Genomic DNA, 24498 nt, shown 5'->3' on the forward strand with positions numbered 1-24498 from the left:
ACCTCTGCCCCCACGTTCGTGGGGGAGAGGAAAAGAGGCGTCTATTTCCAGTTCTTGCGCCGCTCAAGCTCGGCGTCAGACGGTTCCTGCGTGGCAAACGATCCGACCTTGATCTCGCCCGCGCGTTCGTAGGTCGCCATGATGACGCCGGTGGTGGTGGCCTGCGACTTCACGAGCTTGAAAGCGGCCGGCATCGCGCCGCCATCGAACAGCCGCTTGCCCTTGCCCAGCACCAGCGGGAAGGTCATCAGCCGGATCTCGTCGATCAGTCCGTTGGCGAGCAGGGTCTGGATCAGCTCGCTCGAACCCTGGATGAGCAGGTCAGGTCCATCTTCTTGGCTGAGTCGGCGCAACGCCGCGACGATATCTTCCCCAAGCCATTGCGTATTTTCCCAGGTGAGCGAATCCGGCCGATGTGTCGCCACATATTTGGTCGCAGGGTTGAAGGCATCTCCGATCGGATCTTTCTGATACGGCCAGTACGCGGCGAAGATGTCGTAGGTTCTGCGGCCGAGCAGCAGGGCGAAGGGTTTGGAGAACAGTTCCTCCATTGCCATGCCCGCCACCTCGTCAAAGTAATGGAAGGTCCAGCCGCCGAACTCGAAGCCGCCGACCGGATCCTCTTCCGGACCGCCTGGTGCCTGCATGACGCCGTCCAGGCTGACGAAGGTGGCGGCGATGATCTTCCTCATTGGGTTTTTCCTTCTCTTTGGCCCGCGCCGTCAGGGCCGGACTTCGATCCAAGGACGCACAGGCCGGCGGCCGTCCGACAGTCGCGGGCAAAAACTTCCACCGCCGGCGATGAACGATACCTATTGCCGCTTTCGCCCACCACCAGGAGCCTGTGACGAAAACCAGACATCGCCGATGACAGCGGTGGCGGTGCGGTCCGGCGTCTTGTCAGCCGCCAGCCAGATCGAGCGACTGAGCGCCGCTTTCTGGAGATCGGGGATCTTGGCCGCGGAGCTGGCAACCGAGGCGCCAACGCAAGGGATAAACCATGATCGCATGAACGGGTCGCAGGCAAAGCCGTTGTCGGTGCGGGTCACCATCACGGCAAGGCCGACGCTCTGGGACGGACGCCACGGAAAGATCATGCGGCCGCCGGGCTTCAGCGCCCGCAGCCAGCCAACCGGCGGCGCCACAACACCGGCATTGACATAGATGATGTCGGAAGGCGGCAGATCGCCGGTGACGGCGTCGCCATGGACGACGCTGACATTGCGGTAGGGTTCGAGGTTCTTTGTCGCTCTGGCGGCGAGATCGGCCTCCAGTTCGAAGGCGGTCACCCGGCCCGGCGAAACCAGGCGGGCCAGCAAAGCGGTGTAATAGCCGGTGCCGGCGCCGACATGCGTGACGGCCTCACCCGATCTGGGGGCGATCCTGGCAATCCACATTGCGTGCAGGGAGGGTTCGCCATTGTTGATGCCCTTGTCTGCATCGAGCGCCACCAGCACGTCCTGATAGATGTGAACCGGATCGGCGCTCGGCGTCATGATCCTGCCGTTGCCGGTGGCGAGCGCCCTGCCGGCGACCACCGTCCACGGTCCGGAGCCGAGAAAGGCCTCGCGCGGCACCGTGGCGAACGCCTCTTCGAGGCGCGGATCAGCCGAGCCTGCATTGGCCGCCATCAGTTGCGCGTAGAATTTCCTGGCGTCTTCGACACTTGTCATGATGCGCTACAAGATAGCGCGAACTGCCGGTTTGTCGCGGTCGTAAGGGGAAATTCAGCCGACGCCGAAGACCGTGTCGTAGAGCAGCTTGAAGTTGAGCACCAGGATGACCGCCGCGACGACCCAGGCAAGGGCCGCCACGCTGCGGGGAATGGCAAGGTTGCCCATCTTCTTCTTGTCGGAGACGAACTGCACCAGCGGGATGACCGCGAAGGGCAGCTGCATCGACAGGATTACCTGGCTGAAGACCAGCAGCTGGCCGGTGCCCTTTTCGCCGTAGAGCGCGGTGACGATCACGACCGGAACGATGGCGATGCCGCGCGTCAGCAGCCGGCGCGCCCATTGTGGAATGCGCAGGCGCAAAAAGCCTTCCATGACGATCTGGCCGGCCAGTGTGGCCGTCACCGTCGAATTGAGGCCCGAGGCGAGCAGCGCCACCGCAAACAGGATCGAGGCGATGCCGAGGCCAAGCAGCGGCGAGAGCAGTTCGAAGGCCTGGCCGATCTCCGCGACGTCCTGATGGCCGGTGCCGTGGAAGGCGACAGCCGAGACGATCAGGATGGAAGCGTTGACGAACAGCGCCAGGATGAGCGCAATGGTCGAGTCGGTCGTCGCCCACTTGATGGCGTCGCGCTTGCCCTTTTCGGTCCGCTCATAGGCGCGGGTCTGCACGATCGAGGAGTGTAGGTAGAGATTGTGCGGCATGACCGTGGCACCGATGATGCCGATGGCGATGTAGAGCATCGCCGGGTTGGTGACGATCTCCGTCGACGGCACGAACATCGAATGCAGGATCGAGCCGACCGGCGGCGCGGCGGCAAAGATCTGGATGGCGAAGCAGCCGAAGATGATGATCAAAAGCGCGATGACGAAGGCTTCGAGATAGCGGAACCCCTTGTTCATCAGGAGCAGTACGATGAAGGCGTCGAGCGCCGTCAGCATGGCGCCGCCGATCAGCGGAATGCCGAACAGAAGCTGCAGCGCAATCGCCGTGCCGATGACTTCGGCGAGGTCGCAGGCGATGATGGCGAGTTCGCAAGCGATCCACAGCACGAAACTGACGGGGCGCGGATAATAGGCGCGGCAGGCCTGGGCGAGGTCGCGGCCGGTGGCGATGCCAAGCCGGGCGGCAAGTGCCTGCAGCAGGATCGCCATCAGGTTCGACAGCATGATGATAAACAAAAGCGTGTAGCCGAACTGGGCGCCACCGGCGAGGTCGGTTGCCCAGTTGCCGGGGTCCATATAGCCGACCGAAACCATGTAGCCCGGCCCCATGAAGGCGAACAGGCGGCGGAACCAGACGCCGGATTGCGGCACCGCGATCGTAGAATTCACCTCACGCAGACTGGGCGGATTGTCTTCCGGCCTGTCAAATCGCCAGGCTGATCCCACGGTTGCGTCGGCTTCGGACATGGCAGGCTTTCCACTGGAGGGATTGGTATCTGCCATCCTATCTATGCCAGGGCTCAACATTATGCAATAGGCTATATTTCATTGTATGTGCTTCTTGCGGGGTAGCCGATGGACGCGCAGGGGGTGATCGCAAACGCCGGTTGCGCCTGCCATGGAATGCAAATAAACGGCTGGAACAGTTAAGCCCGTGCTATGAATGGCAAAGGGCGATTGATTTGTCGAAAGCCAAGAGGGAGCTCGCATTGGCGCTGAGGCACAAACCGGTTCGACGCGAAGAGCCGCTTCCGGATGCCGATGTTCATTCCGAAGGCTTCCGGCACACGCGCGAAGCGCGGCGCAGCGCGTTGGTCGAGGATTATGTCGAGCTGATCGCCGACCTGATCGAGGACGGCAATGAGGCGCGCCAGGTCGATATCGCCGCGCGGCTCGGCGTCGCCCAGCCGACGGTGGCCAAGATGCTGACCAGACTGTGCGCCGACGGGCTCGTCTCCCGCAAACCGTATCGCGGCGTGTTCCTCACCGATGCCGGCCGCAAGGTGGCGGAGGAAAGCCGCATTCGCCACCAGACGGTGGAGGCCTTTTTGCGCTCGCTCGGTGTCAGCGCCGAGACGGCGCGCATCGATGCCGAGGGCATCGAGCACCATGTCAGCGCCGAGACGCTGGAAGCGTTTCGCAAGGCGATGATTGCGCCACGTTGAGGCTTGCGAGCCTCGGACCAAAGTCCACCGGAACCTCCGCACCTCAGGCTCGTTGCTCCTGACGTCGCGCGCGATTGTTGCGCGCCAAGGAGGAAACCATGGGCGTTGAACAGGCACCGACCGCGAAGGGCAAGCAGGCTGCCAGGGGATTGAAGCAGGCAGCCGCCAAGAACGAGCGCAAGACCGAGGCCGAAACCGGCCGGCCGCTGAAGAAGGGCGCCGCGCGTTTCGAGGAACGCTCCAAAAGCTCGGATGGCAAAAGCGCCGGCGCCAAGCAGAAAAGCTGAGCTCTCGGCCGCAAGCGCCAACGCACAGATTATTCTTCGCTCACATCCTGCACCCAGCTGCGCGGATGGCCATCGACGCGGAACTGGAAGATGAAATAGGGCGGAATGCAGGTGCCCTTGCCGGGCTTGGCCTCGGCCAGATCGTCATAGCCGGCTGTGCAGATATAGTCCTCGCGGCAGGGATGCGCCTTGTCGCAGGCGCGCAGACCGGCAGTCTTGGTGAATTCCTTGGTGCAGAATTTGTGGTCCTTGCCCGAGGCGATGCAGTCGTTGAAGCCGGTCTTGGCCAGCCGCCCACAGCTTGCCTCGTCGGGCAGCTTGTCGCAGCTCGCCTTGCGCAGCATGCCGCCGGGAAAGCCGCCGGTCTTCTGCTCGGGATTGTCGTAGCGCTGGCGCGCCGCGCCATAGCCGGCGAGTTTTATCGGCGGCTTCTTGTCGCGCGCCGGGTCGATGGCGCAGGCTTTTGCGGTAGCCGGCGACAGGCGGCAATATTTGTCGCTGCCCCATGTCGACATCTTGATCTCGCCGAACTCGACCGGATCGCCGACCTGGGTGCCCGCCTCGCTTACGCATGTGCCGAAACCCGGATGGATGGCGCTCTCATGGACGCCGGCGCAGCGCAGGCCTTCGCCGCAGCTCCAGTCCTTGAAGCTTGCATCCTCGCCGCTGTAGCAGATCGAGCCCCAGCCATTGTAGAGATCGGTGCCTTCCAGCGCCTCGGCGTATTTGGCATCCGGACGAGCGGCGAAGCCGCGGGAGAAATCCGGATGGCCGCCGGCGGCGAAGTCCTCGACGATGGCGCGGCGGCGCGGCAGGTCGGCGAAGAACACCGCCGAGCCCGGCACGAAGACGGCGTTGCGGCGCGGCTCGCTGGCCGGATCGGCGCCGGTATAGTGGAAGCCGGCAATGCCGTGCGTCTGATGGCACCCGGTGCAGGTCATGTCGTTGAGGCGCAAATTGAAGCCGGCCACCGATTTCACGCCGCGCAGCTCGTTGCCCCTGGCGACATAATCCTTCAGCGCCTTGTCGATATCGGCATCGTCGAGCAGCCCATAGGCGATGTTGTTCTGTGACCGGCTCATGCCGCCGGGCGCCACGGAGACGGCGCTGGTCGCCAGGAATTTGTCGTCGATCACCAGCCGGCCGCGATCGAGGTCGTAAATGTTGCGGTCGGTCAGCAGCCATTTGGCGAAGGCGGGTCGATCAGCCAGCACCACCTTCCGGTCGATCTGGTTCTCCATCTTCGATTCCTGGAAAGTCGAAGTCGCCGGGTCCCATTTGAAAATCTTGAGGAGGTATTCGGCATGGCCGCCGAAGTCGCGGCGGCTCGAGGCCGATAGCCTGAGAACCTGCATGTTCAGTTCGAGCCGCATGATCTGCGATGAATTCAGCATGGCGTTGGACAGCGGACCTTCATCGGAGCGCAGCCAGGCCGCGAGCTGATCGGGCGCAAGATCTTTCTGGCCGGCGGCCAGCCAGCGCTTGGCGACGTCGGCACACGAGACTGCGGTGGCGCTTGGACGGTCTCTCGAAGCGCGGGCGCGAGCCTCGCCGGGCTTGGCGTTGAAGACCAGGCTCATAGTCAGCGGCAGGCGCGACGAAATGCGTTGCCCAGTCTTTCCCCCGATTGGCTTTCCCTTCGCCGGCTTCTCCGCCACCGAATAATGGAAGCGGTAGATCAGCCGGATCTCGCCGCATTCGGTGTGGCCGAGATAGCCGCGGTCCATGCGGTTGACGACGCCGGTCAGGTCGAGCGTCGAGCCGTCATCGTCAATGTATTTCGGGTTGAATTTCTGGCTGGGATCCTTCGTCTTCGCCATCGCGGCGACGTAGGGATCGGGACTGCCGGCGGGCTCGTCGGCGATCTCCTGCTTGACGGCGTTGCGCACCGGGGTCAGCGCGCGCACCGAAAACAGGCCGCGATTGTCGACCTCGCGGGTGAGGCCCAGCGCCGGGCCAAGCAGGCGGCTGATGGAAAGACCGCCGCGCTCGAGCGCCTGCAATGTCTCGGGATCGGTCACGGCGACGCTGGAATCGAGCGTGACGGCGCGCGCTGGCCACAGGCCGAGGCACAGCAGCGCCGCCAGTAACAGAAATCGGCGGATCGTTCGCAAGCCCTTACCCCCGTTCGAACCGGATTCTACAGTGCCTATGGCGCCTCGACCAGAGCGCGAACCACGACGGCGCCCGCATGAAAAATACTGTGACTTGGTGCAACCATTCGGATAATTGTTTGTTGGGTCGGACCTGACCATGACATCGGCCGGGTTCGCCGAAAATTTGCATCACGGGGAGTTGCCATGCTCTGGAAGGGCCGCCGTCAGAGTGACAATGTCGAGGACGAGCGCAGCGACAGCGGCGGTGGTGGTGGTTTCGGCGGCGGTAGCCCTGGCCAGTTCCGCGTCCCGATCGGCGGCCGCACCGGTGGCGGCGGCAGCATCCTGCTCGTTATCCTCGTGGTGCTGGCCGGATGGTATTTCGGCTTCGATCCCTCGCAGATCCTGGGCAGCGGCGACAGCGGCGGCGTACTGCCGGGTGGCGGTGGCCAGATCACCGACAACAGCGGCAGCCAGGACGACAGCGCGGGCACGCCTGCTTCCGACGAGATGAAGCAGTTCGTGGCGACCGTGCTGGCCGAGACCGAAGAGACCTGGACCGGCATCTTCCAGTCACAGGGCCTGAAATACGAGGATCCGAAGCTGGTGCTGTTCAGCGGGCAAATCCGCTCGGCCTGCGGCTCCGCCTCGACGGCAGCCGGCCCCTTCTATTGTCCTGGCGACCACAAGGTCTATCTCGACACCACCTTCTTCCAGCAGCTCGACCAGCAGTTCGGCGCTTCCGGCGATTTCGCCCAGGCCTATGTGATCGCGCATGAGGTCGGCCACCATGTGCAGAACCTCACCGGCATCCTGCCCAAGTTCAACCAGATGCGGCAGTCCATGGGCGAGGCGGAAGCCAACCAGATGTCGGTGCGCATCGAGTTGCAGGCCGACTGCTTCGCCGGGGTGTGGGCGCATTTCACCGCGCAGAAGGGCATTCTGGAACAGGGCGACATCGAAGAGGCGCTGAACGCCGCCAAGCAGATCGGCGACGACACGCTGCAGAAGAAGATGCAGGGCTACGTCGTTCCGGAAAGCTTCAACCATGGCACGTCGCAGCAGCGGCAGACCTGGCTGGCGCGCGGCTACAAGAGCGGCAAGCTGTCGGATTGCAACACGCTGACGGGTCCAATCTGAGGCGCTCGCGAGTTTAAGCCGACTGCGGTTGAAAGCGCATCCGTCGACGGGCCGATTCATCACCGGCAACAGATGTCAGGAGGAGAACGCCTGAGGCGTTCTCCTATTGTTCCAAGGTGACGCCTCGCCTATAACGGGCGCCCGCCCAAGGGCGGTCCCAGGGAGCAGACGCCATCATGATCGACCCCAAAACCGCCAGGCGGGGCCTCGCGCTCGTCTTCACCACGCTGCTGCTGGATATTATCGGCTTCGGCATGATCATGCCCGTGTTGCCGGCCTTTCTCCGGGAGTTGAGCGGCGTCGGCATCAGCGAAGCGGCGATCGAGGGCGGCTGGCTGTTCTTCGTCTATGCGGCGATGCAGTTCTTCTTCGCCCCGATCATGGGCGGATTGAGCGACCGCTTCGGGCGGCGGCCGATCCTGCTTGCCTCCGTGCTCACCTTCTCCATCGACAATCTGATCTGCGCCATCGCCTGGTCCTACCCGATGCTGTTCATCGGCCGCGTGCTGGCCGGCATTTCGGGCGCCAGCTACTCGACGACATCGGCCTTCATCGCCGACATCTCGAATGATGAGAACCGGGCGAAGAATTTCGGCCTGCTTGGCATCGCCTTTGGCGTCGGCTTCGTCATCGGCCCGGTGCTGGGCGGGCTGCTCGGCACGTTCGGGCCGCGGGTGCCGTTCTATTTCGCCGCCGGACTTGCCTTCGTGAATTTTCTGATCGCGATGTTCTTCCTGCCTGAAACGCTTGAGCAAAAGCACCGGCGCCGCTTCGAGTGGAAGCGCGCCAACCCGGTCGGCACGCTGCTGCAGATGCGCCAGTACCAGGGCATCGGCTGGATCGGGCTCGCCTTCTTCCTGATGACGCTCGGCCACATGATGTACCCGGCGGTGTGGTCGTTCGTCTCCAACTACCGCTATGGCTGGAGCGAGCAGCAGATCGGCTTCTCGCTTGGCGCCTTCGGCCTGTGCGGGGCGATTGTCATGGCGACGGTGCTGCCGCGCGTGATCCCAAAACTTGGCGAATGGAGGACGGCTGTCATCGGCCTGACGTTCACCGCAGCCAGCGCCTTCGGTTACGCTTTCGCCTCGCAAGGCTGGATGATCTACGCGGTCATCGTCGTCGGCTGCCTCGAAGCATTGGCCGATCCGCCGTTGAGAAGCCTTGCCGCCGCCAAGGTGCCGCCTTCGGCGCAAGGCGAATTGCAGGGCGCGATGACCTCGATCTTCTCGATCACCTCGATCATCACGCCGCTGCTCTATACCACGATCTTTTCCTGGTTCACCGGGCCGAATGCGCCCGTGACATTCGGCGGCGCGCCCTATCTGGTTGGCGCGTGCTTCCTCACGTTTGCAGTCATCGTCTTTGTGACGAAGGTTGCGCGGCCAACGGCGGTGAGAAGCGCCGCCACCTGCGTCGCTGAAGATGGAGCACAGGTATGAGCCATGACAGCCGCATTGTGCTGACCAGGAACGGGGTGTCGCTGTCGCGGCTGGTGTTTGGCGCCTGGCGCCTGCTCGACAGCGCCGTGCGCCCGGACGCCGATCAGGTCGCGCGGTTGATCGGCTCGGCAGTCGACCTTGGCTTGACCAGCTTCGACCATGCCGACATCTACGGGAATTATGAGGTGGAAGCGGCCTTTGGCGCCGGGCTTTCGCGCTGGAAAGGCAAGCGCGACAGCATCGAACTGATCTCGAAATGCGACATCATGCTGGCCTCCGGCAACCGGCCGCAAAACCGTCTGAAGCACTACGACACCAGTGCGGCCCACATAACGTCCTCGGTCGACCGTTCGCTCGCCAATCTCGGCACCGATTATCTCGACCTGTTGCTGCTGCATCGGCCGGATCCGCTGATGGATGCCGACGAGACGGCGGCGGCACTTGCCGGGCTGGTCAAGTCGGGCAAGGTGAGGGCGGTCGGCGTTTCCAATTTCACGCCCTCGCAGTTCGACCTTCTGGCCTCGCGACTGCCGTTTGCGCTGGCCACCAACCAGATCGAAATGTCGGTGCTGAAAACCAATGCGCTGACCGACGGCAGCCTTGATCACGCGCAGCGTCTCGGTTATGCGCCGATGATCTGGTCGCCGCTCGGCGGCGGCTCGCTGTTCACTGGCAAGGAAGGGCGCGAGGCGCGGGTCAGGGCAGCAATCGCGGCAGTGGCGGCGGAAACCGGCGTGAGCGATCTCGCTGCTGTCGCCATCGCCTGGCTGTTGCGCCACCCGGCCCGGCTGGTGCCGGTGCTGGGCACGATGAAGCCGGAGCGGCTGGGGGCGATGGTCAAGGCGCTGGAGATCAGCCTCGACCGCCAGCAGTGGTTCGCCATTCTGGAGGCCAGCGAAGGCCGGCCGGTGGCGTAGGGCTCAGGCGCGCTCGGCCAGCAGTTCCTCGCCGCGCTTTTCGCGGATCAGATTGACGAAGCGGCGGAACAGATAGTGCGAGTCCTGCGGGCCCGGCGAGGCCTCGGGATGGTGCTGGACCGAGAACACCGGACGGCCGGTGAGTGCGATGCCGCAGTTGGAGCCGTCGAACAGCGAGACATGGGTTTCCTCGACGCCCTCGGGCAGCGAGTCGGCATCGACGGCAAAGCCGTGGTTCATCGAGACGATCTCGACCTTGCCGGTGGTGTGATCCTTGACCGGGTGGTTGGCGCCATGATGGCCCTGATGCATCTTGGCGGTCTTGCCGCCCAGCGCCAGCGCCAGCATCTGGTGGCCGAGGCAGATGCCGAACACCGGAATGTCAGTCTTGAGCAAATCCTGGATGACCGGCACGGCGTAGTCGCCGGTGGCTTCCGGGTCGCCGGGGCCGTTGGAGAGGAAGATGCCGTCCGGCTGCATGGCCAGGATCTCTTCCGAACCGGTGCTGGCCGGAACCACCGTTACCTTGGCGCCGAGGCCGGAAAGCAGGCGCAATATGTTGCGCTTTACGCCGTAGTCGATGGCAACGACGTGCATGGACGGCTCGGCCTGTTCGCCAAAACCTTCGTTCCACACCCAGGGCGTTTCGCGCCAGACGGAGGACTGGCCCGACGTGACCTCCTTGGCGAGGTCGAGCCCGATCAGGCCGGACCAGGCCGCGGCGCGGCGCTTGAGGTCGTCGAGGTCGAAGACGCCGTCGGGCGCATGGGCGATCACCGCGTTGGGCATGCCCTTTTCACGGATCAGCGCGGTCAGCGCGCGGGTGTCGATGCCGGAGAGCGCAACGATGCCGCGCTTCTTCAGCCACTGATCGAGGCCGGTGCCGGCGCGGTAGTTGGACGGGTTGGTGACATCGGCCTTGAACACAGCACCGACGGCGCCGGCGCGGGCGACCGGGTTGAGGTCCTCGATGTCCTCGTCATTGGTTCCGATATTGCCGATATGCGGGAAGGTGAAGGTGACGATCTGGCCGGCATAGGACGGGTCGGTGAGGATTTCCTGGTAGCCGGTGAGCGCGGTGTTGAAGCAGACTTCGGCGACGGCGGAGCCTGGGGCGCCGAGGCCGCGACCTTCGATGACGGTGCCGTCGGCCAGCACCAGCAGGGCGGTCGGCTTTTCGGTTGCCCAGGCGGGGGTCAACGCGGGCGTCATCTCGGCCATGGCGGCGCTCCTATCTAGCTGCGCGCTTCGATGGCAAGCCATCTGCGCAGCAAACCGCGCGGCCGATTTCTCAAGCCTGCGCGCATCAATTCATTGTCTTATGCAAGGCCGAGTACATAGGGGAAGGCGCCAGAGCGGTCAATGATGCCGGGCCAAAACAGCGGGCATTTGTTTCGTCAAACGATATCAGGGACTTGGCGCGTTTGCTTTACGAGTTCGCGACGGTTATTGTCCGCGCCGTTCGAAGGAGAATGCATCATGCGCGCAAAAATCGCCGAATCCCTGAAGAGCGCGATGAAGGCGCAGGACAAGCACCGGCTGCCGACGCTGCGGCTGATCCAGGCCGCCATTCACGACCGCGACATCGCCAATCGCGGCTCCGCCAAGGAGCCGGCCAGCGACGAGGAGATCCTGCAGATCCTGGCCAAGATGGTGAAGCAGCGCGAGGAATCGGCCAAGGCATTCGAGGATGGCAAGCGGCCGGAACTCGCCGCGCAGGAGCGTGGCGAGATGGAGATCATCCGCGGCTTCCTGCCGACGCAGCTAGACGATGCCGCGGTGACCGCGGCGGCGCGTGAAGCGATCGCCGCGACCGGTGCGACCAGCCAGAAGGACATGGGCAAGGTGATCGCCACGCTGAAGCAGAAATATGCCGGCCAGATGGATTTCGGTAAGGCGAGCGGCATCGTCAAAGGCCTGCTGCAGTAAGAGGCTCTCCGCCGCCACGCCCAGCTTGCGGCCCGGGCGCCAAGTGGTCTGTCGTCATGATCGAAATCGTCAAACCCGCGCTCGAACATTTGCCATCCTATAGGGCTGCGCTTGAGCGCGGCTGGTCGCCGGACAATGTGCGGCTTGACGAAGCGACGCGCGCGGAGCTGGCGGCGATCGAGGAGGATCCGGCGGCGTTTCTCGCCGGCCTCGACGATCCCGAGGCCAAGGGTCCGCCGATCACCTTGCCCGATGGCACGACAGTGCCGCGGTTGCCCGGCTTCCGGCGCTGGATCTGGGACGGCGAGGCCGCCGGCTCGATCGGCTTTCGCTGGCAACCTGGCACCGCCGCACTGCCGTCCCATGTGCTCGGCCATATCGGCTATGCCGTGGTGCCCTGGAAGCGCGGACGCGGCTACGCCACCGAAGCGCTGCGGCTGATGCTCCCCGAGGCAAGGGCGGTCGGCTTGCCGTATGTCGAACTCACCACCGACCTCGACAATCCGGCCTCGCAGAAGGTGGTGCTGGCCAACGGCGGCCGGTTAGTTGGCCCGTTCATCAAGGACGCCGTGTATGGCTGCGCCGAGAGCTTGTTGTTCCGGATCGATCTCTAGGTCTCGTAGGCGGGTTTTGGCGGCGCTATTCGCCTGGCTTGGCCAGCCTGCCCTCTTCCGCCTTATGGTAAAACTGACTTGCCACGAGCCAACCTTTGAGCGGCCTCAGGGGTGGAATGCAGGTCGCAAAAACTATGGGCAACGAAACGAGGACATGGAACCACATAGACGGTTCAAAGGTCACTTGCGCCCAGACGGCGAAAACCACGGAAGGGACGCAGGCGAAACAGATCACGAAGAAGGCAGGGCCGTCGGCCGGATCCGCGAAAGAGTAATCGAGCCCGCAAACATCGCATTTTGGCGCAAGCGTCAGAAATCCATTGAACAGCCGGCCCTCTCCGCAGCGGGGGCAGCGGCCGCGAATTCCGACTTGCCATGGCACAAGCGGGGGATAGTGCGCGTCATCGTGCATGATGGTCACTCCAGACGACCTCACCATAGGGGCACTCTATCCGGCCTTGAGGTCTGCCATACATACTAGTATCATAGTTGTATGCATACAATGCGACAAAATGTATGGTACAGGAAATAAGGCATTGCAGGGATGATTGGCGACAGCGAGTTGGGATGGCTTTCCGATGTGGGAGAGGGCCCCGGGCCGATCTATCTCAGGATCGCCGACGCGCTTGCCGACGCGCGCTCGAGCGGCCGCCTGCAGCCGGGCGACAGATTGCCGCCGCAGCGTGAACTGGCCCGATTGCTGGGGGTCGATCTGACCACAGTCACCAGAGCGTTCACCGAGGCTCGCCGCCGCAATCTGATCGACGCCGCCGCTGGGCGAGGAACCTTCGTCACGCCGGGGGAGGCCGAGGAACCGATCCTGGATCTGAGCATGAACATCCCGCCTGGGCCAGCAGGCCTCAGCCTGCCGGCATTGATACGAAGCGGCATAGACGGACTGCTGCGGCGTTCGAGCGCGGAGGCGCTTCTGGCCTACCATCCCGGGCCCGGTTCGCCCGCCGAGCGTGCCGCCGGTTCCGCGTGGCTCTCTGCGACCGGCGACAGGCTGCCGGTCGATCGGGTGGTTGTCGGTTCAGGCGCGCAGGCTTTGCTCGCAGCCGTTCTTCTGTCGCAAACCCGCGAGGGTGACACCATCGTCACGGATGCGCTGACCTATCCGGGCCTGAAAGCGCTTGCCCGGACGACGAAGCGCGAACTGGCCGGTGTCGAACGTGACGATCAAGGCATGCGGCCGGACTATCTCGAGGAGGCAGTGCGACGACACGGCGCGCGCATCCTCTATATCAATCCGACGATGCACAATCCGTCGGCGCTGGTCATGCCGGAGGCACGCCGCCGGGATCTGGCGCGGGTGGCGGGCAGGCTGGGCTTGCTCATCATCGAGGACGATCCGTACAGTCCCTTGGTCTCAGGGCCTCCGCCCTCTTTCCTCAGCCTGGCGCCCGAGCGGACCATCCATGTGGCGACGATGGCGAAATGCGTATCGCCGTTCCTGCGCACGGCGTTCCTCGTGGGGCCGGTCGCCGAGGCCATCGAGCCGATTGCCGAAGCAATCCGAGGAACCACAATGATGGCGCCGCCTCTGATGACGGGCCTTGCCTGCGAATGGATACGCAACGGCCTCGCCGGCGAGATCACCGCCGCAGTGCGCGTCGAAGCGCAAGCGAGACTGGAGGTGGCGCGCATGATCCTGCCCCGGGGTTTCGCCTCGGCGCCGTCCAGCCTGCATCTCTGGTATTCTCTCGAAGGGCGGCTGAGCTCTTTGGAACTCGCCGATCTCGCGCGGCGCCGGGGATTGGCGCTCAGTCCAGCGGAGGAGTTTTCCGTTATGCCTGATGGGGCCAAAGGCGTGCGCTTGGCGCTCGGCGCGGCGTCCAGCAGGGAAAGGCTCGAGCAGGGCCTGCGCAGCCTCGCCTCGATCCTTGCGGGCAGTTCGGGATACGCGCCCGCTCCAGTCTGACGCCGCTGATGATCGGTACTGCTACTCGGCTGGGGCCGGTAGCGGAGGCGCGGCCCGGCTGCGCCCTTCCCAGATGTAGGAGGCAAGTGCGACCACCACGGCGACCAGCATGGCCGCCGCGCCGGCCAGCGGCAGGCTGCGATAGCCATAGTCGGCGTTGAGCATGGCGGCGCCCAGCGATGCGGCGAGCGCGATGCCGACATTGAAGCCGGACGGGATGAGCGAAGAGGCGAGGTTGGATGCGTCCGCCGTCCAGGACAGGATGCGGGTCTGGATCGGGGTGCCGATGGCGAAGTTGAGGCCACCCCAAACGAAGATCGCGACGACCATCGGCACGGGATAGGGGCTGACGGCATAGATCACGCCGAGCATCACCGCCTGCAGCAGAAGCATGGTGATCAGCGACGGCATCAGCTTCCAGTCGGAGAGTTTTCCGCCGAGAAAGACGCCGATGGTGGCGCCGACGCCGTTGAGCAGCAGCACCCAGGGGATCAGACTCTCGTCGAGATGGGTGACTTCGAGCAGCGTCGGGGTGATGTAGGTGAACAGGCCGAATTGGCCGATCATCAGCATCAGCATCAGGATCAGCGAAGTCCAGACCTGCTGACGCGCCAGCACGCGAACCTCGCTGCCGAGGCTGGTGGACGGGCTCGACGCGCCTGTCGTGCGCGGCAAAAGGGTGGCCATGGCAGCGAGCGCCACGATGCCAAGCGCGCACATCACCCAGAAGGTGGCGCGCCAGCCCCACAGGTTGCCGATCGCGGTGCCGGCCGGCACGCCGATGACGTTGGAGACGGTGAGGCCGGAGAGAATGACGGCAACAGCCATGCCGCGCTTGTCCTCGGGCACGAGGCCGACGGCCACCACCATGGCGACGCCGAAATAGGCGCCATGCGCGACAGCGACCGCAATGCGCAAGAGAAGCATCGAGGCAAAGTCGGGTGCCAGCGCGCAGGCGGCCTGGCCAACGGTGAAGGCGATGGTCAGGCAAAGCAGCAAGGTTTTGCGGGAAATGCGCTTGGTGGCGAGCGCCAGCAGTGGTCCGCCAACCGCGATGCCGCCGGCATAGCCGGAGACAAGGTAGCCGGAGGTCGGGATCGAAACGCCGAGGCCGTCGGCTACTTGCGGCAATACACCGGCGATGACGAATTCGGTGGTGCCGAAAGCGAAGGCGGCAATGAACAGGGCAATGAGCGGAAGCATGGCGCGGAAGCGATCCTCGAACGAGGTCGCCTCAAATCATGGATGGGCGCAGCCGGCAATGCAGAAATTGTCGGCGCCGCTTTAGATTTTCTTGACCCGGTCCATTCCAGTCAAGGCAGCCGGCAGGTTAGGCGGCGTTCTTTCTGCCGTAGGGGATTTTCAGCCACGCCCGCTCATGAAGGTAATACAGCAAGGATTTGGTGACGACCTCGGTAGCGCCGATGGCCGCGGCGAGCTTGATGCTGCCGGTGATGACGAGCGAGATGATCATTGTGTCGATGGTGCCGGTGGCGCGCCACGATAGCGCCTTGGCGAAGCTGCGCGAATGGGTGTCCATCGATTTTCCTCCCGGTGGCCTGGCCGATGCTTAGCCGACGGAAGGCTGGAGGCGCAAAGACTAATTTTGCCGCAGCAGACGCTTGTTCGGGCTCAGCCCGCCTTGAGCCGCGACCCACCGAGCAGGCCGCGCTCTTCCAGCACCGGGTAGGCCATCGACGCCAGCAGCGAGTTGATCTGCTTCAGGTCGCGGATGGTGTCGAGATGGATGGAACTGGTCTCGACGCTTTTGGCGGTGCCGTCGCGCAGGCGCACGAAATGGCTGGCGCTGGTTTCCTTCTCGCGGTCGCGCAGCCGGTCCTTTTCCAGCACCAGCTGCCGCGCGGTTTCAGGATCGCGCGACACCAGCACGTTGAAGGCAAGCCTGGCATTGGCCAGCACAGAGGTGTGGAAGGCGAGCAACTCGCTCCAGCCCTCGGGCGTGAACTCCAGCCCGCGCTCGAACTTCTTCTTCACATGCACCAGCATGTTGCGCACGATGATGTCGCCGACCTGCTCGAGCTTGACGCAGGCGCCAATCAATTCCTGGCAGCGCAGGGCCTCGTCCTCTGTGAGCGAGTTTCTGGTCAGTTTGGCCAGATAGAGCTTGATCGCCGCGTGCTTCCTGTCGACGCGGTCATCAAGTGCGGCCAGCGCCTTGATCTTGTCGCCGTCGGCGCTCTCATAGAGCTCGATGATGCGCTTCAGCATGATCTCGACCGTTTCGCAGACCCGCACCACCTCGCGGGTGGCGTTGGCCAGCGCCTGGCTCGGCACATCAAGTGCACTGTCGTTGAGCGCGGAAAGCTCGACCACGTCGAGCGCTGCGGCCGGCACCGGTTTGGTGCCCATCGCCACGATCTTCTCCGAAACGCGATAGACCAGACCGGCCAGCGGCAGGCCGGCGAGCAGGATCAGCACGTTGAACAGGATGTGGGCGTTGACGATCTGGTCGGGCACGGTGGCGCCGAGGAAGGCGACCGACGGCTTCACCGTCATGAACAGGATCAGCATCACCAGCGAACCCATGCCGCGCATCAAGAGATTGCCGATCGGCACGACGCGAACGCCAGGTTCGGCGCTGCGGGTGAGCAACGGCGCGATGATCGAGGAACCAAGGTTGACGCCGAGCACCAGCACGATGCCGAGTTCGGGCGGGATGAAGCCGCGGCCGGCGAGCGTCACCAGGAGCAGCACCGCGGCGATCGAGGAATGGAACAGCCAGGTGATGAGGGCGGCGAGCAGATAGGCGGTGACGAAATCGCTGGAGAAATATTGGATGATTAGCGGCATCAGCGTGCTCTGGCGCAGCGGTTCCGATGCCTGGCCGATCATTTCCAGCGACAGCAGCAAAAGGCCGATGCCGACCAGGATGCGCCCGGACTGGCGCCAGTCGCGCCGCTCGGTGGCCATGAACATGACCGTGCCGGCGACAAGGCAGATAGGCACCAAGAGCGTCAGATCGAAGGTCAGCAGCTTGACCACCAGCGCCGAGCCGATCTCGGCGCCGCGCACCGCCAATTGCCCCGACATGCCCGAGACGATGCCGGCGCCGGCGAAGGAGCCGACGAGAAGCGTGACGGCGGTCGAACTCTGCAGCGCGATAGACAGGCCGCAGCCGGCCAGCACCGCCATGATCGGATTGCGCATGGTGGAGCGCAGCCGGTGGCGCAGCACGTCGCCATACGCGCGCTCGACGCCTGTTTTGACCATGCGGGTGGCAAACAGCATCAGCGCCACGGCGCCGGCCAGATGCAGGAGAACGACAGAACCGCTCATTTCGAGACCTGCATGCGACCAGGGACCGCGATGCGGAAAGCGTGGCGGGCGGGGTAGAAAAGGAGGGCGCGAATCATCGTCATGACAGTCTTGAATAATAGCTGGAATATTTTAGCCGGATAATAAAATCTTGTCGATTTCAAGGGGCCGCCGCAGCGCGACAGGCCGTGTCGGAAAATGGACGGATGCACAAATGATTGCATGGCGGATCGCTTGCGCCGCAGCGGATTGGCCAGGTTTGCGGTGGTTTCGGCAACAACCTTTGCGAGGATGTTCAAATTTCCGGTATAAGCAAAGGATTTCATTACATAATTGTAATTCTGATGTTCAGTTTCAGTTCATCCTTCGGGCGCTACTCCTCAGGCATCGACAACCAAGGAGCCCCGTTATGAAACGCATTGTTCTTTCCGCCCTCGCTTTCTCGATGCTGGCCGCTACTTCGCTTACCGGCCAGGCCGCACCGGTGAATGCGCCGGTCGCACCGCAGTCGAATTACACCAACGTCGACTGGCAGAAGCCAACCAACAGGGATGTCAAGAAGCGCATCATCCAGAAGCGCGTCGTGAAGAAGACGGTGGTCGTCAAGCGCGGCCATTGGCGCAATGGCCAGAAATACTCGAGCTGGAAGCGTCACCAACCGATCCGCGACTATGGCCGCTATGGCCTGCATCGCCCGGGCCGCGGCCAGGAGTGGATCCGCGTCGGCAATGACTACGTGCTGGTCAGCATCCTGTCCGGCGTCATCTTCGGCGCCATCGCCGCGCAGTAAGCCTGGCCGGCGCATTGCTGGAAAGGAGGCGGCCTGCAACGGCCGCCTTTCTTCTTGCCTGTGGAAACCGGGTATGGCCGGTATTCGGGGTCGTCGAATTTCGCCGGCATGATTATATGATGGGGAAACGAGTTCCCCGATGCGCTTTCCGCCTGCCTTTCTCGACGAGATACGCGACCGTGTGCCGATTTCATCGGTTATCGGCCAGCGCGTCGCGTGGGACAGGAAGAAGACCAACGCCTCGCGCGGCGACTATTGGGCTTGCTGCCCCTTCCATGGCGAGAAGAGCCCATCTTTCCACTGCGAGGACAAGAAGGGCCGTTACCACTGCTTCGGCTGTTCGGTCTCGGGCGATCATTTCAAGTTCCTGACGGAGCTCGATGGCATGACCTTCCCCGAAGCGGTCGAGAAGATCGCCGAGATGGCCGGCGTGCCGATGCCGGTGCGCGACGAACGGGAGGAACAGCGCGAGAAGGAACGCGCCAGCCTGACCGATGTCATGGAGATGGCGACTGCCTTCTTCCAGGAACGGCTGCAAGGACCTGAAGGTGCGAAAGCCCGCGCCTATCTCAGGGACCGCGGGCTGACACCAGCGACGCAGCAATCGTTCCGGCTCGGCTTCGCGCCCGATAGCCGCAACGCGCTGAAGGAGCATCTTGCCGCCAAGGGCGTGCCCAAGGCCGACATCGAGGCCTGCGGGCTGGTGCGCCATGGCGACGACATCCCGGTCTCCTATGACTGGTTCCGAGACCGCATCATGTTCCCGATCCCGGATTCTCGGGGCAAAATTATCGCCTTCGGCGGCCGGGCGCTGGCGCCGGATGCTTTGGCCAAATACATGAACTCGCCCGACACCGAGCTCTTCCACAAAGGCAATGTGCTCTACAATTTCGCTCGCGCTCGCAAAACCTTGGCAAAAGGCGGCACAGTGATTGCTGTCGAAGGCTATATGGACGTGATCGCGTTGGCGCAGGCCGGCTTCGAAAATGCCGTGGCGCCGCTTGGTACCGCGCTCACCGAAAACCAGCTCGAACTTCTGTGGCGCATGGCGCCCGAACCGATGCTGTGCTTCGACGGCGACCAGGCCGGGCTGAAGGCGGCGTGGCGCGCCGCCGACATGGCGCTGCCGGCGGTTCAGGCCGGGCGCTCGGTACGCTTTGCCCTGCTGCCCGAGGGCAAGGACCCCGATGATCTGGTCAAGGCCGAGGGACCGGACGCGTTTCGCGCCGTGCTGGCGGAAGCACGGCCGCTGGCCGACCTTTTGTGGATGCGCGAGACGGCAGGTGGCGTCTTCGACACGCCGGAGCGGCGGGCGGGGCTGACAAAGACGCTGCGCGAACTGACCAGCCGCATCCGCGATGAGAGCCAGCGCTACCACTACCAGCAGTGGATGCGCGAGCGGGAGCTGAACTTCTTCAGCGCCCAACGCGAAGTGCGGCAAGGCCGCCAGGACTGGAAACCGGGGCAGGGCAAGACTTCAGCGCCCGGCGGGCAGTTCGCGAAAGGCGGCGGCGTCGGCGCGCGCGCCGCGATCACCGAAAGCCTCGGACGCTCCGCCATGGTCAAGCGCGGCGGCGAGATGATGTCGGTGCGCGAGGCGACGATCATCGTGGCGCTGGTCAACCATCCGGCGCTGATCGACGAGAATTTCGCCCATGTCGAGTTCCTCGATCTCGCCAACACTGACCTGAAGCGGCTGCACGCCGCCATCCTCGACGCCATGGCGCATGACATGGCCAATGACCGCGGCGCGGTGATCTCCACGATCGAGCGTGCCGGCTGCAGCGATATCTGGGGCCGGGCGGTGATGCTGATCAAACGCGCCAGGCAATGGCCGGCGCTGGAAACCGCCGCCCTCGACGATGCCCGCGACGCCTTCAACCAGGCGCTGCACTTGCAGCGCAGCGCGCGCACCTTACATAAGGAGCTGAAGCAGGCGGAAGCAGCGCTCGCCAGCGATCCCACGGACGAAAACTACCGGCATCTCGTCGAGATTCAGGCGCAATTTCGTGATGTGCAGGCAACGGAAGCGCTGATCGAAGGGTTCGGCGTGTCCTCGGGCAAGGCTGGGCGCGTGTAGGTCGAAACCTGCGCAAGAATGAATGATGTACGTGCTGCGCGTCGAATCGACGCCTCTAAGTCGGGTAATTGATTCGCTTTTTTGATGCGAATCATGCGAGAGGCGCTTGACCTTCTGGCAGAATGACGGAATCAGGACGATTCGAAACCTTAACCCGTGCCGGCGTCGATGGGAAATGCAGCGATGTGAGGTGCTGATCACTGGACAGGTTGTTAGCCTGCCACAGATATCAGGGTTAATCTGGACTTAATGCATGTCGCCCAAAAGTGAAAACCGGTTTTGGGGCACGATATGAACCAAACAAAAGAGTTGATGCGGTTACCGGCCCGGTGAAGCGCGTTTCGTCACGAGCGCATAATTTGACCGGTGCGGCAGCTTACGCGGCTTCGATGTTCGGCCGCTAGGAGAAGATAAAGACTATGGCGACAAAGGAAAAGGAAGAGGTCGAGACCGAACGTGAAGGTGCCACCGATGGCCCCCTGCTCGACCTTTCCGATGATGCTGTCAAGAAGATGATCAAGGCCGCCAAGAAGCGCGGCTATGTGACCCTCGACGAGCTGAATGCGGTGCTGCCGTCGGAAGAGACCGATCCGGATCGCATCGAAGACATCAATGCGATGCTGTCCGACATGGGCATCAACGTGGTCGAGGACGACGACCAGGGCGAGGAGCCCGAGGCCACCGACAGCAATGCCGACGCCGAGGAAGACGCCAACGAACTGGCCGAGCAGACCGGCACAGCCGTCGCCGCCACGACCACCAAGAAAGAGCCGACCGACCGCACCGACGATCCGGTGCGCATGTATCTGCGCGAGATGGGCTCGGTCGAGCTTCTGTCGCGCGAGGGCGAAATCGCGATCGCCAAGCGCATCGAGGCCGGCCGCGAGACGATGATCGCGGGCCTGTGCGAAAGCCCGCTGACCTTCCAGGCCATCATCATCTGGCGTGACGAGCTCAACGAATCCAAGATACTGCTGCGCGAGATCATCGACCTTGAAGCCACCTATGCCGGCCCCGAAGCCAAGCAGGCGCCGGTGGTCGAGCGTATCGAGGAAGCGCCCAAGGCCGAGGACAAGCCGCGGCGTGGCCGCGACGAGGAAGACGACATCACCAATGTCGGCGCCGACACGCGCGGCCTGGTCGATGACGACGAGGAAGACGAGGACGAGGCCAGCCTGTCGTTGGCGGCGATGGAAGCCGAACTGCGCCCGCAGGTGATGGAGACGCTCGACGTCATCGCCGACACCTACAAGAAGCTGCGCAAGCTGCAGGACCAGCAGGTCGAGAACCGTCTGGCTGCCGCCGGCACGCTGTCGCCCAGCCAGGACCGCCGCCTGAAGGAGCTGAAGGACCAGCTGATCAAGGCGGTGAAGTCGCTGTCGCTCAACACCGCGCGCATCGAGGCGCTGGTCGAGCAGCTCTACGACATCAACAAGCGCTTGGTGCAGAACGAAGGCAAGCTGTTGCGTCTGGCCGAAAGCTATGGCGTACGCCGCGAGGAGTTCCTGAAGGAATATCAGGGCTCCGAGCTTGATCCGAACTGGACGCGCTCGATCGGCAATCTGACCTCGCGCGGCTGGAAGGAATTCACCAAGAACGAGAAGGACGCGATCAAGGATCTGCGTTCGGAGATCCAGAACCTAGCCACCGAAACGGCGATCTCGATCCTGGAATTCCGCAAGATCGTCAACCAGGTGCAGAAGGGCGAGCGCGAAGCCGCGATCGCCAAGAAGGAAATGGTCGAGGCCAATCTGCGCCTCGTCATCTCCATCGCCAAGAAATACACCAATCGCGGCCTGCAGTTCCTCGACCTGATCCAGGAAGGCAATATCGGCCTGATGAAGGCGGTCGACAAATTCGAATACCGCCGCGGTTACAAGTTCTCGACCTACGCGACGTGGTGGATCCGGCAGGCGATCACGCGTTCGATCGCCGACCAGGCGCGCACCATCCGCATCCCGGTGCATATGATCGAGACGATCAACAAGATCGTGCGCACGTCACGCCAGATGCTGCACGAGATCGGCCGCGAGCCGACGCCGGAAGAACTGGCCGAAAAGCTCGCAATGCCGCTCGAAAAAGTGCGCAAGGTGTTGAAGATCGCCAAGGAGCCGATCTCGCTCGAAACGCCGGTCGGCGACGAGGAGGATTCGCATCTGGGCGATTTCATCGAGGACAAGATGGCGATCCTGCCAATCGACGCGGCGATCCAGGCCAATCTGCGCGAGACCACCACGCGCGTGCTGGCCTCGCTGACGCCACGCGAAGAGCGCGTGCTGCGCATGCGCTTCGGCATCGGCATGAACACCGACCACACGCTGGAAGAGGTCGGTCAGCAGTTCTCGGTCACCCGCGAGCGTATCCGCCAGATCGAAGCCAAGGCGCTGCGCAAGCTCAAGCACCCGAGCAGGTCGCGCAAGCTCAGGAGCTTCCTCGACAGCTGAGATCTGCCGGTTGCAAAGATCAAGGGCGCCCATCGAGGCGCCCTTTTCGTTTCAAGTGGTTCATCGAATTGCTCTACAACGGCGCGTTCAACCGCGTTCCCTTGACGATGATGCCGCCGCGGTCACCAATTTCTATTGAGCCATAACGCTGCCTGAAGCGCTCGGGCAGTGGACGGTCGCCGGGAATCGACAGCCACAGGCGCAGCATATGGCGCCGCTTGTCGGAGTCTGGCCAATCGCGAAAACCCATGCGGTCGTGAAGCAGCGAATGATTGTAGACAAACTGCATGTCGCCGGGCCGTAGCCGCATCGACAGGTTCAGTTTCGGGTCATTGGCAAGGCTGTCGAAGAGATCCAGTGCTTCGACATGCGCGGCGCTCAGCCGCATTGCATCCGGGAAGCGCTGCGCGCTGTCGATGTACTGGCGTTGATAAATGCCGGTCAGCAATCCCGCCTGCCAGTTGAGGACCGGGATTTCGAAGTAGGGCTTTTCGCCTTCCGGTACCTCGCCGCGCCGGTCGGTGGCAATCGGATCAAACAGCAGGCGGGCGAGATCCGGCCGTCGTTTGCGCATCTCGTTGTAGATCGTCACCGTGCTTACCAGCAGGGACTCGCCGCCTTGCATCGCATCTTTTAGGCAGAGCAGACCGACGACGTCGGCGGAGTCGGTGTGAAATGTCTGGCGCTCCGCCGTCTGGTAGATGCGCGTCGTGGCGTCCCTGGCGTCGGCGCCTGTGTCGCGGACATGGCCGAGTATATGGCCCTGGGCATTCTGCGACCGTGCGCTTCCAAGATGCGCGCCAATCCCGCAGAAGATCGTTGCCGCCATTTGCGCGGAATATGTCTCGACCGGGAGGCCGCGAAGCACCTCGAACCCAATGCCTGCGATGAGTTTTTCGCGGAGGGCGGCGAGATGGCCGGCAAGCCGGGGCAGGGGGAAATCGGCCTTGGTCAGGTTGCCGATATCTTGCGAGCGGGCGAGAAAGCCGGTTGCCGCCAATTCCAGTTCCGCGACATCCTGCTTGTCCAATTCGACCAGCCAATTTTCAGGGTGCTTCGCCATTTCCTCGCCGGTCCATGCGGCAGGAATTTCAATCTGTCCCGGCGGCAGGTCGATGCTCTCGCGCATGAAGCTCTCCAACGGCTGGATCGGCGGGGGATTTCCGCCAGGTCGATGGCCACGAGCGGAGATTGCCGTAGTCAGGCGGATTTTTAAACCGGCTTTCCCTGGTCGGCGCCGGCAGTTTTGCGGTCGTCGCCATGCCGCCGCCCTGGCGCTTGGAGAAATCGCCTTCACGCATCAATCGGGCTGGCGCGGCGGTCCTTGCACGAAGCTCGCTGCGGGCGGATACTTCCCCGTCGGATGCGTGTTCTGGGTGACAAACCGGATGTTCGCCCCGGCGCAGGTCTACGACCTGAGCCGTGCTCCGTGGCGCCGGAGGGAGGTGTGCGATGACAACCTACATCCTGCTGATGAACTGGACCGAACAGGGCGCCAGGAATGTGCGCGAGTCGCCGAAGCGGCTCGATGCCGCCAAGAAGCAACTGGCTGACATGGGTGGATCGTTCAAGGCGTTTTATCTCACCATGGGGGAATGCGACATGGTGGCGGTGGTCGAAGCACCCGACGATGCGGTGCTTGCCCGCTTTGCGCTGATGCTCGGGGCGGGTGGCAGCGTCAAGACGCGAACGCTCAAGGCTTTCCCCGAATTTGCCTATCGCGAGATCGTCACCTCGCTTGGATAGGCGTGCTGCTTTAAACTACGCGGCCGAAAGCA

23 protein-coding genes are annotated in these 24498 nt (G+C 63.5%); 12 read left to right on the top strand and 11 right to left on the bottom strand.

The genetic code is table 11. The features are described from left to right. Positions 1–41: 41 nt before the first annotated feature. From AC1D1B_RS14595 to AC1D1B_RS14605, 3 genes are all read right to left on the bottom strand, one after another. Positions 42–692: a dihydrofolate reductase family protein gene (locus AC1D1B_RS14595; protein WP_477333204.1), complete on the bottom strand. Its 651-nt coding sequence runs from the start codon at positions 690–692 to the stop codon at positions 42–44. 120 nt (positions 693–812) lie between these two features. Then, positions 813–1673 carry a protein-L-isoaspartate O-methyltransferase family protein gene (locus tag AC1D1B_RS14600; RefSeq protein WP_477333206.1) on the bottom strand — a complete coding sequence of 287 codons (861 nt, stop codon included), beginning with the start codon at positions 1671–1673 and terminating at the stop codon, positions 813–815. 54 nt (positions 1674–1727) lie between these two features. Then, positions 1728–3086 carry an Nramp family divalent metal transporter gene (locus AC1D1B_RS14605; protein WP_477333208.1) on the bottom strand — a complete coding sequence of 453 codons (1359 nt, stop codon included), beginning with the start codon at positions 3084–3086 and terminating at the stop codon, positions 1728–1730. A 242-nt stretch (positions 3087–3328) separates the two neighbouring features. On the opposite strand from AC1D1B_RS14605, the gene mntR reads away from it, so the two are divergent. Together mntR and AC1D1B_RS14615 are read left to right on the top strand one after the other, a co-directional pair. Continuing rightward, positions 3329–3784, top strand: coding sequence for a manganese-binding transcriptional regulator MntR (gene mntR / locus AC1D1B_RS14610; protein WP_477333210.1), 456 nt, complete (start codon positions 3329–3331; stop codon positions 3782–3784). A gap of 98 nt (positions 3785–3882) precedes the next feature. Next, a complete protein-coding gene (locus tag AC1D1B_RS14615) occupies positions 3883–4071 on the top strand; it encodes a hypothetical protein (RefSeq protein ID WP_477333212.1) in 189 nt (62 codons plus the stop codon). Between the two features lie 29 nt (positions 4072–4100). On the opposite strand, the gene AC1D1B_RS14620 is transcribed toward AC1D1B_RS14615, so the two are convergent. After that, the gene (locus AC1D1B_RS14620; RefSeq protein WP_477333214.1) at positions 4101–6185 is read right to left on the bottom strand and encodes a hypothetical protein; all 2085 of its coding nucleotides are present in this window, start codon (positions 6183–6185) and stop codon (positions 4101–4103) included. 186 nt (positions 6186–6371) lie between these two features. Between AC1D1B_RS14620 and ypfJ the strand changes: the two genes are divergently transcribed. From ypfJ to AC1D1B_RS14635, 3 genes are all read left to right on the top strand, one after another. Continuing rightward, the gene (gene ypfJ, locus AC1D1B_RS14625) at positions 6372–7307 is read left to right on the top strand and encodes a KPN_02809 family neutral zinc metallopeptidase (protein ID WP_477333216.1); all 936 of its coding nucleotides are present in this window, start codon (positions 6372–6374) and stop codon (positions 7305–7307) included. Positions 7308–7483: 176 nt separating this feature from the next. Then, positions 7484–8749: a TCR/Tet family MFS transporter gene (locus AC1D1B_RS14630; RefSeq protein ID WP_477333218.1), complete on the top strand. Its 1266-nt coding sequence runs from the start codon at positions 7484–7486 to the stop codon at positions 8747–8749. Beyond that, positions 8746–9666: an aldo/keto reductase gene (locus tag AC1D1B_RS14635; protein ID WP_477333220.1), complete on the top strand. Its 921-nt coding sequence runs from the start codon at positions 8746–8748 to the stop codon at positions 9664–9666. The genes AC1D1B_RS14630 and AC1D1B_RS14635 overlap by 4 nt, the downstream gene beginning before the upstream one ends. Positions 9667–9669: 3 nt before the next feature. On the opposite strand, the gene carA is transcribed toward AC1D1B_RS14635, so the two are convergent. Next, a complete protein-coding gene (carA, locus tag AC1D1B_RS14640) occupies positions 9670–10887 on the bottom strand; it encodes a glutamine-hydrolyzing carbamoyl-phosphate synthase small subunit (protein ID WP_477333222.1) in 1218 nt (405 codons plus the stop codon). Between the two features lie 258 nt (positions 10888–11145). On the opposite strand from carA, the gene AC1D1B_RS14645 reads away from it, so the two are divergent. Both AC1D1B_RS14645 and AC1D1B_RS14650 read left to right on the top strand, forming a co-directional pair. Beyond that, a complete protein-coding gene (locus tag AC1D1B_RS14645; RefSeq protein WP_477333224.1) occupies positions 11146–11595 on the top strand; it encodes a GatB/YqeY domain-containing protein in 450 nt (149 codons plus the stop codon). Positions 11596–11651: 56 nt separating this feature from the next. Then, the gene (locus AC1D1B_RS14650; RefSeq protein ID WP_477333226.1) at positions 11652–12209 is read left to right on the top strand and encodes a GNAT family N-acetyltransferase; all 558 of its coding nucleotides are present in this window, start codon (positions 11652–11654) and stop codon (positions 12207–12209) included. Positions 12210–12234: 25 nt separating this feature from the next. Here AC1D1B_RS14650 and AC1D1B_RS14655 read toward each other — a convergent pair whose 3' ends face one another. Next, positions 12235–12621: a DUF983 domain-containing protein gene (locus tag AC1D1B_RS14655; protein ID WP_477333228.1), complete on the bottom strand. Its 387-nt coding sequence runs from the start codon at positions 12619–12621 to the stop codon at positions 12235–12237. Positions 12622–12753: 132 nt separating this feature from the next. Between AC1D1B_RS14655 and AC1D1B_RS14660 the strand changes: the two genes are divergently transcribed. Beyond that, positions 12754–14130 (top strand): aminotransferase-like domain-containing protein, encoded by a 1377-nt coding sequence (locus AC1D1B_RS14660; RefSeq protein ID WP_477333230.1) that lies wholly within the window; start codon positions 12754–12756, stop codon positions 14128–14130. A 21-nt stretch (positions 14131–14151) separates the two neighbouring features. Here the strand turns inward: AC1D1B_RS14660 and AC1D1B_RS14665 are convergent, their stop codons facing one another. The 4 genes from AC1D1B_RS14665 to AC1D1B_RS14680 all read right to left on the bottom strand — a co-directional run bounded on the left by AC1D1B_RS14665 (position 14152) and on the right by AC1D1B_RS14680 (position 17732). Beyond that, complete coding sequence (locus AC1D1B_RS14665) at positions 14152–15333, bottom strand: MFS transporter (RefSeq protein ID WP_477333232.1); 1182 nt, start codon at positions 15331–15333, stop codon at positions 14152–14154. 127 nt (positions 15334–15460) lie between these two features. Continuing rightward, positions 15461–15670, bottom strand: coding sequence for a DUF2061 domain-containing protein (locus AC1D1B_RS14670; protein WP_142866937.1), 210 nt, complete (start codon positions 15668–15670; stop codon positions 15461–15463). 92 nt (positions 15671–15762) lie between these two features. Next, positions 15763–17427, bottom strand: coding sequence for a Na/Pi cotransporter family protein (locus tag AC1D1B_RS14675; protein WP_477333234.1), 1665 nt, complete (start codon positions 17425–17427; stop codon positions 15763–15765). After that, positions 17424–17732: a hypothetical protein gene (locus AC1D1B_RS14680; protein WP_477333236.1), complete on the bottom strand. Its 309-nt coding sequence runs from the start codon at positions 17730–17732 to the stop codon at positions 17424–17426. Before AC1D1B_RS14680 ends, AC1D1B_RS14675 begins: the two co-directional genes overlap by 4 nt. 83 nt (positions 17733–17815) lie before the next feature. On the opposite strand from AC1D1B_RS14680, the gene AC1D1B_RS14685 reads away from it, so the two are divergent. The 3 genes from AC1D1B_RS14685 (at position 17816) to rpoD (ending at position 22720) form a co-directional block, all read left to right on the top strand. After that, the gene (locus AC1D1B_RS14685) at positions 17816–18196 is read left to right on the top strand and encodes an RcnB family protein (protein ID WP_477333237.1); all 381 of its coding nucleotides are present in this window, start codon (positions 17816–17818) and stop codon (positions 18194–18196) included. Between the two features lie 139 nt (positions 18197–18335). Continuing rightward, positions 18336–20276: a DNA primase gene (gene dnaG, locus AC1D1B_RS14690; RefSeq protein WP_477333238.1), complete on the top strand. Its 1941-nt coding sequence runs from the start codon at positions 18336–18338 to the stop codon at positions 20274–20276. Between the two features lie 419 nt (positions 20277–20695). Beyond that, positions 20696–22720: an RNA polymerase sigma factor RpoD gene (gene rpoD, locus AC1D1B_RS14695; protein WP_477333239.1), complete on the top strand. Its 2025-nt coding sequence runs from the start codon at positions 20696–20698 to the stop codon at positions 22718–22720. Between the two features lie 73 nt (positions 22721–22793). Here rpoD and AC1D1B_RS14700 read toward each other — a convergent pair whose 3' ends face one another. Further along, on the bottom strand, positions 22794–24017 hold the full coding sequence (locus AC1D1B_RS14700; protein WP_477333240.1) for a TauD/TfdA family dioxygenase: 1224 nt from the start codon (positions 24015–24017) through the stop codon (positions 22794–22796). Positions 24018–24172: 155 nt separating this feature from the next. Between AC1D1B_RS14700 and AC1D1B_RS14705 the strand changes: the two genes are divergently transcribed. Then, positions 24173–24466: a GYD domain-containing protein gene (locus AC1D1B_RS14705; RefSeq protein WP_454585499.1), complete on the top strand. Its 294-nt coding sequence runs from the start codon at positions 24173–24175 to the stop codon at positions 24464–24466. Positions 24467–24498: the final 32 nt, after the last annotated feature.

The sequence above is a fragment of the Mesorhizobium sp. P2_C5_2 genome, from assembly GCF_056404535.1.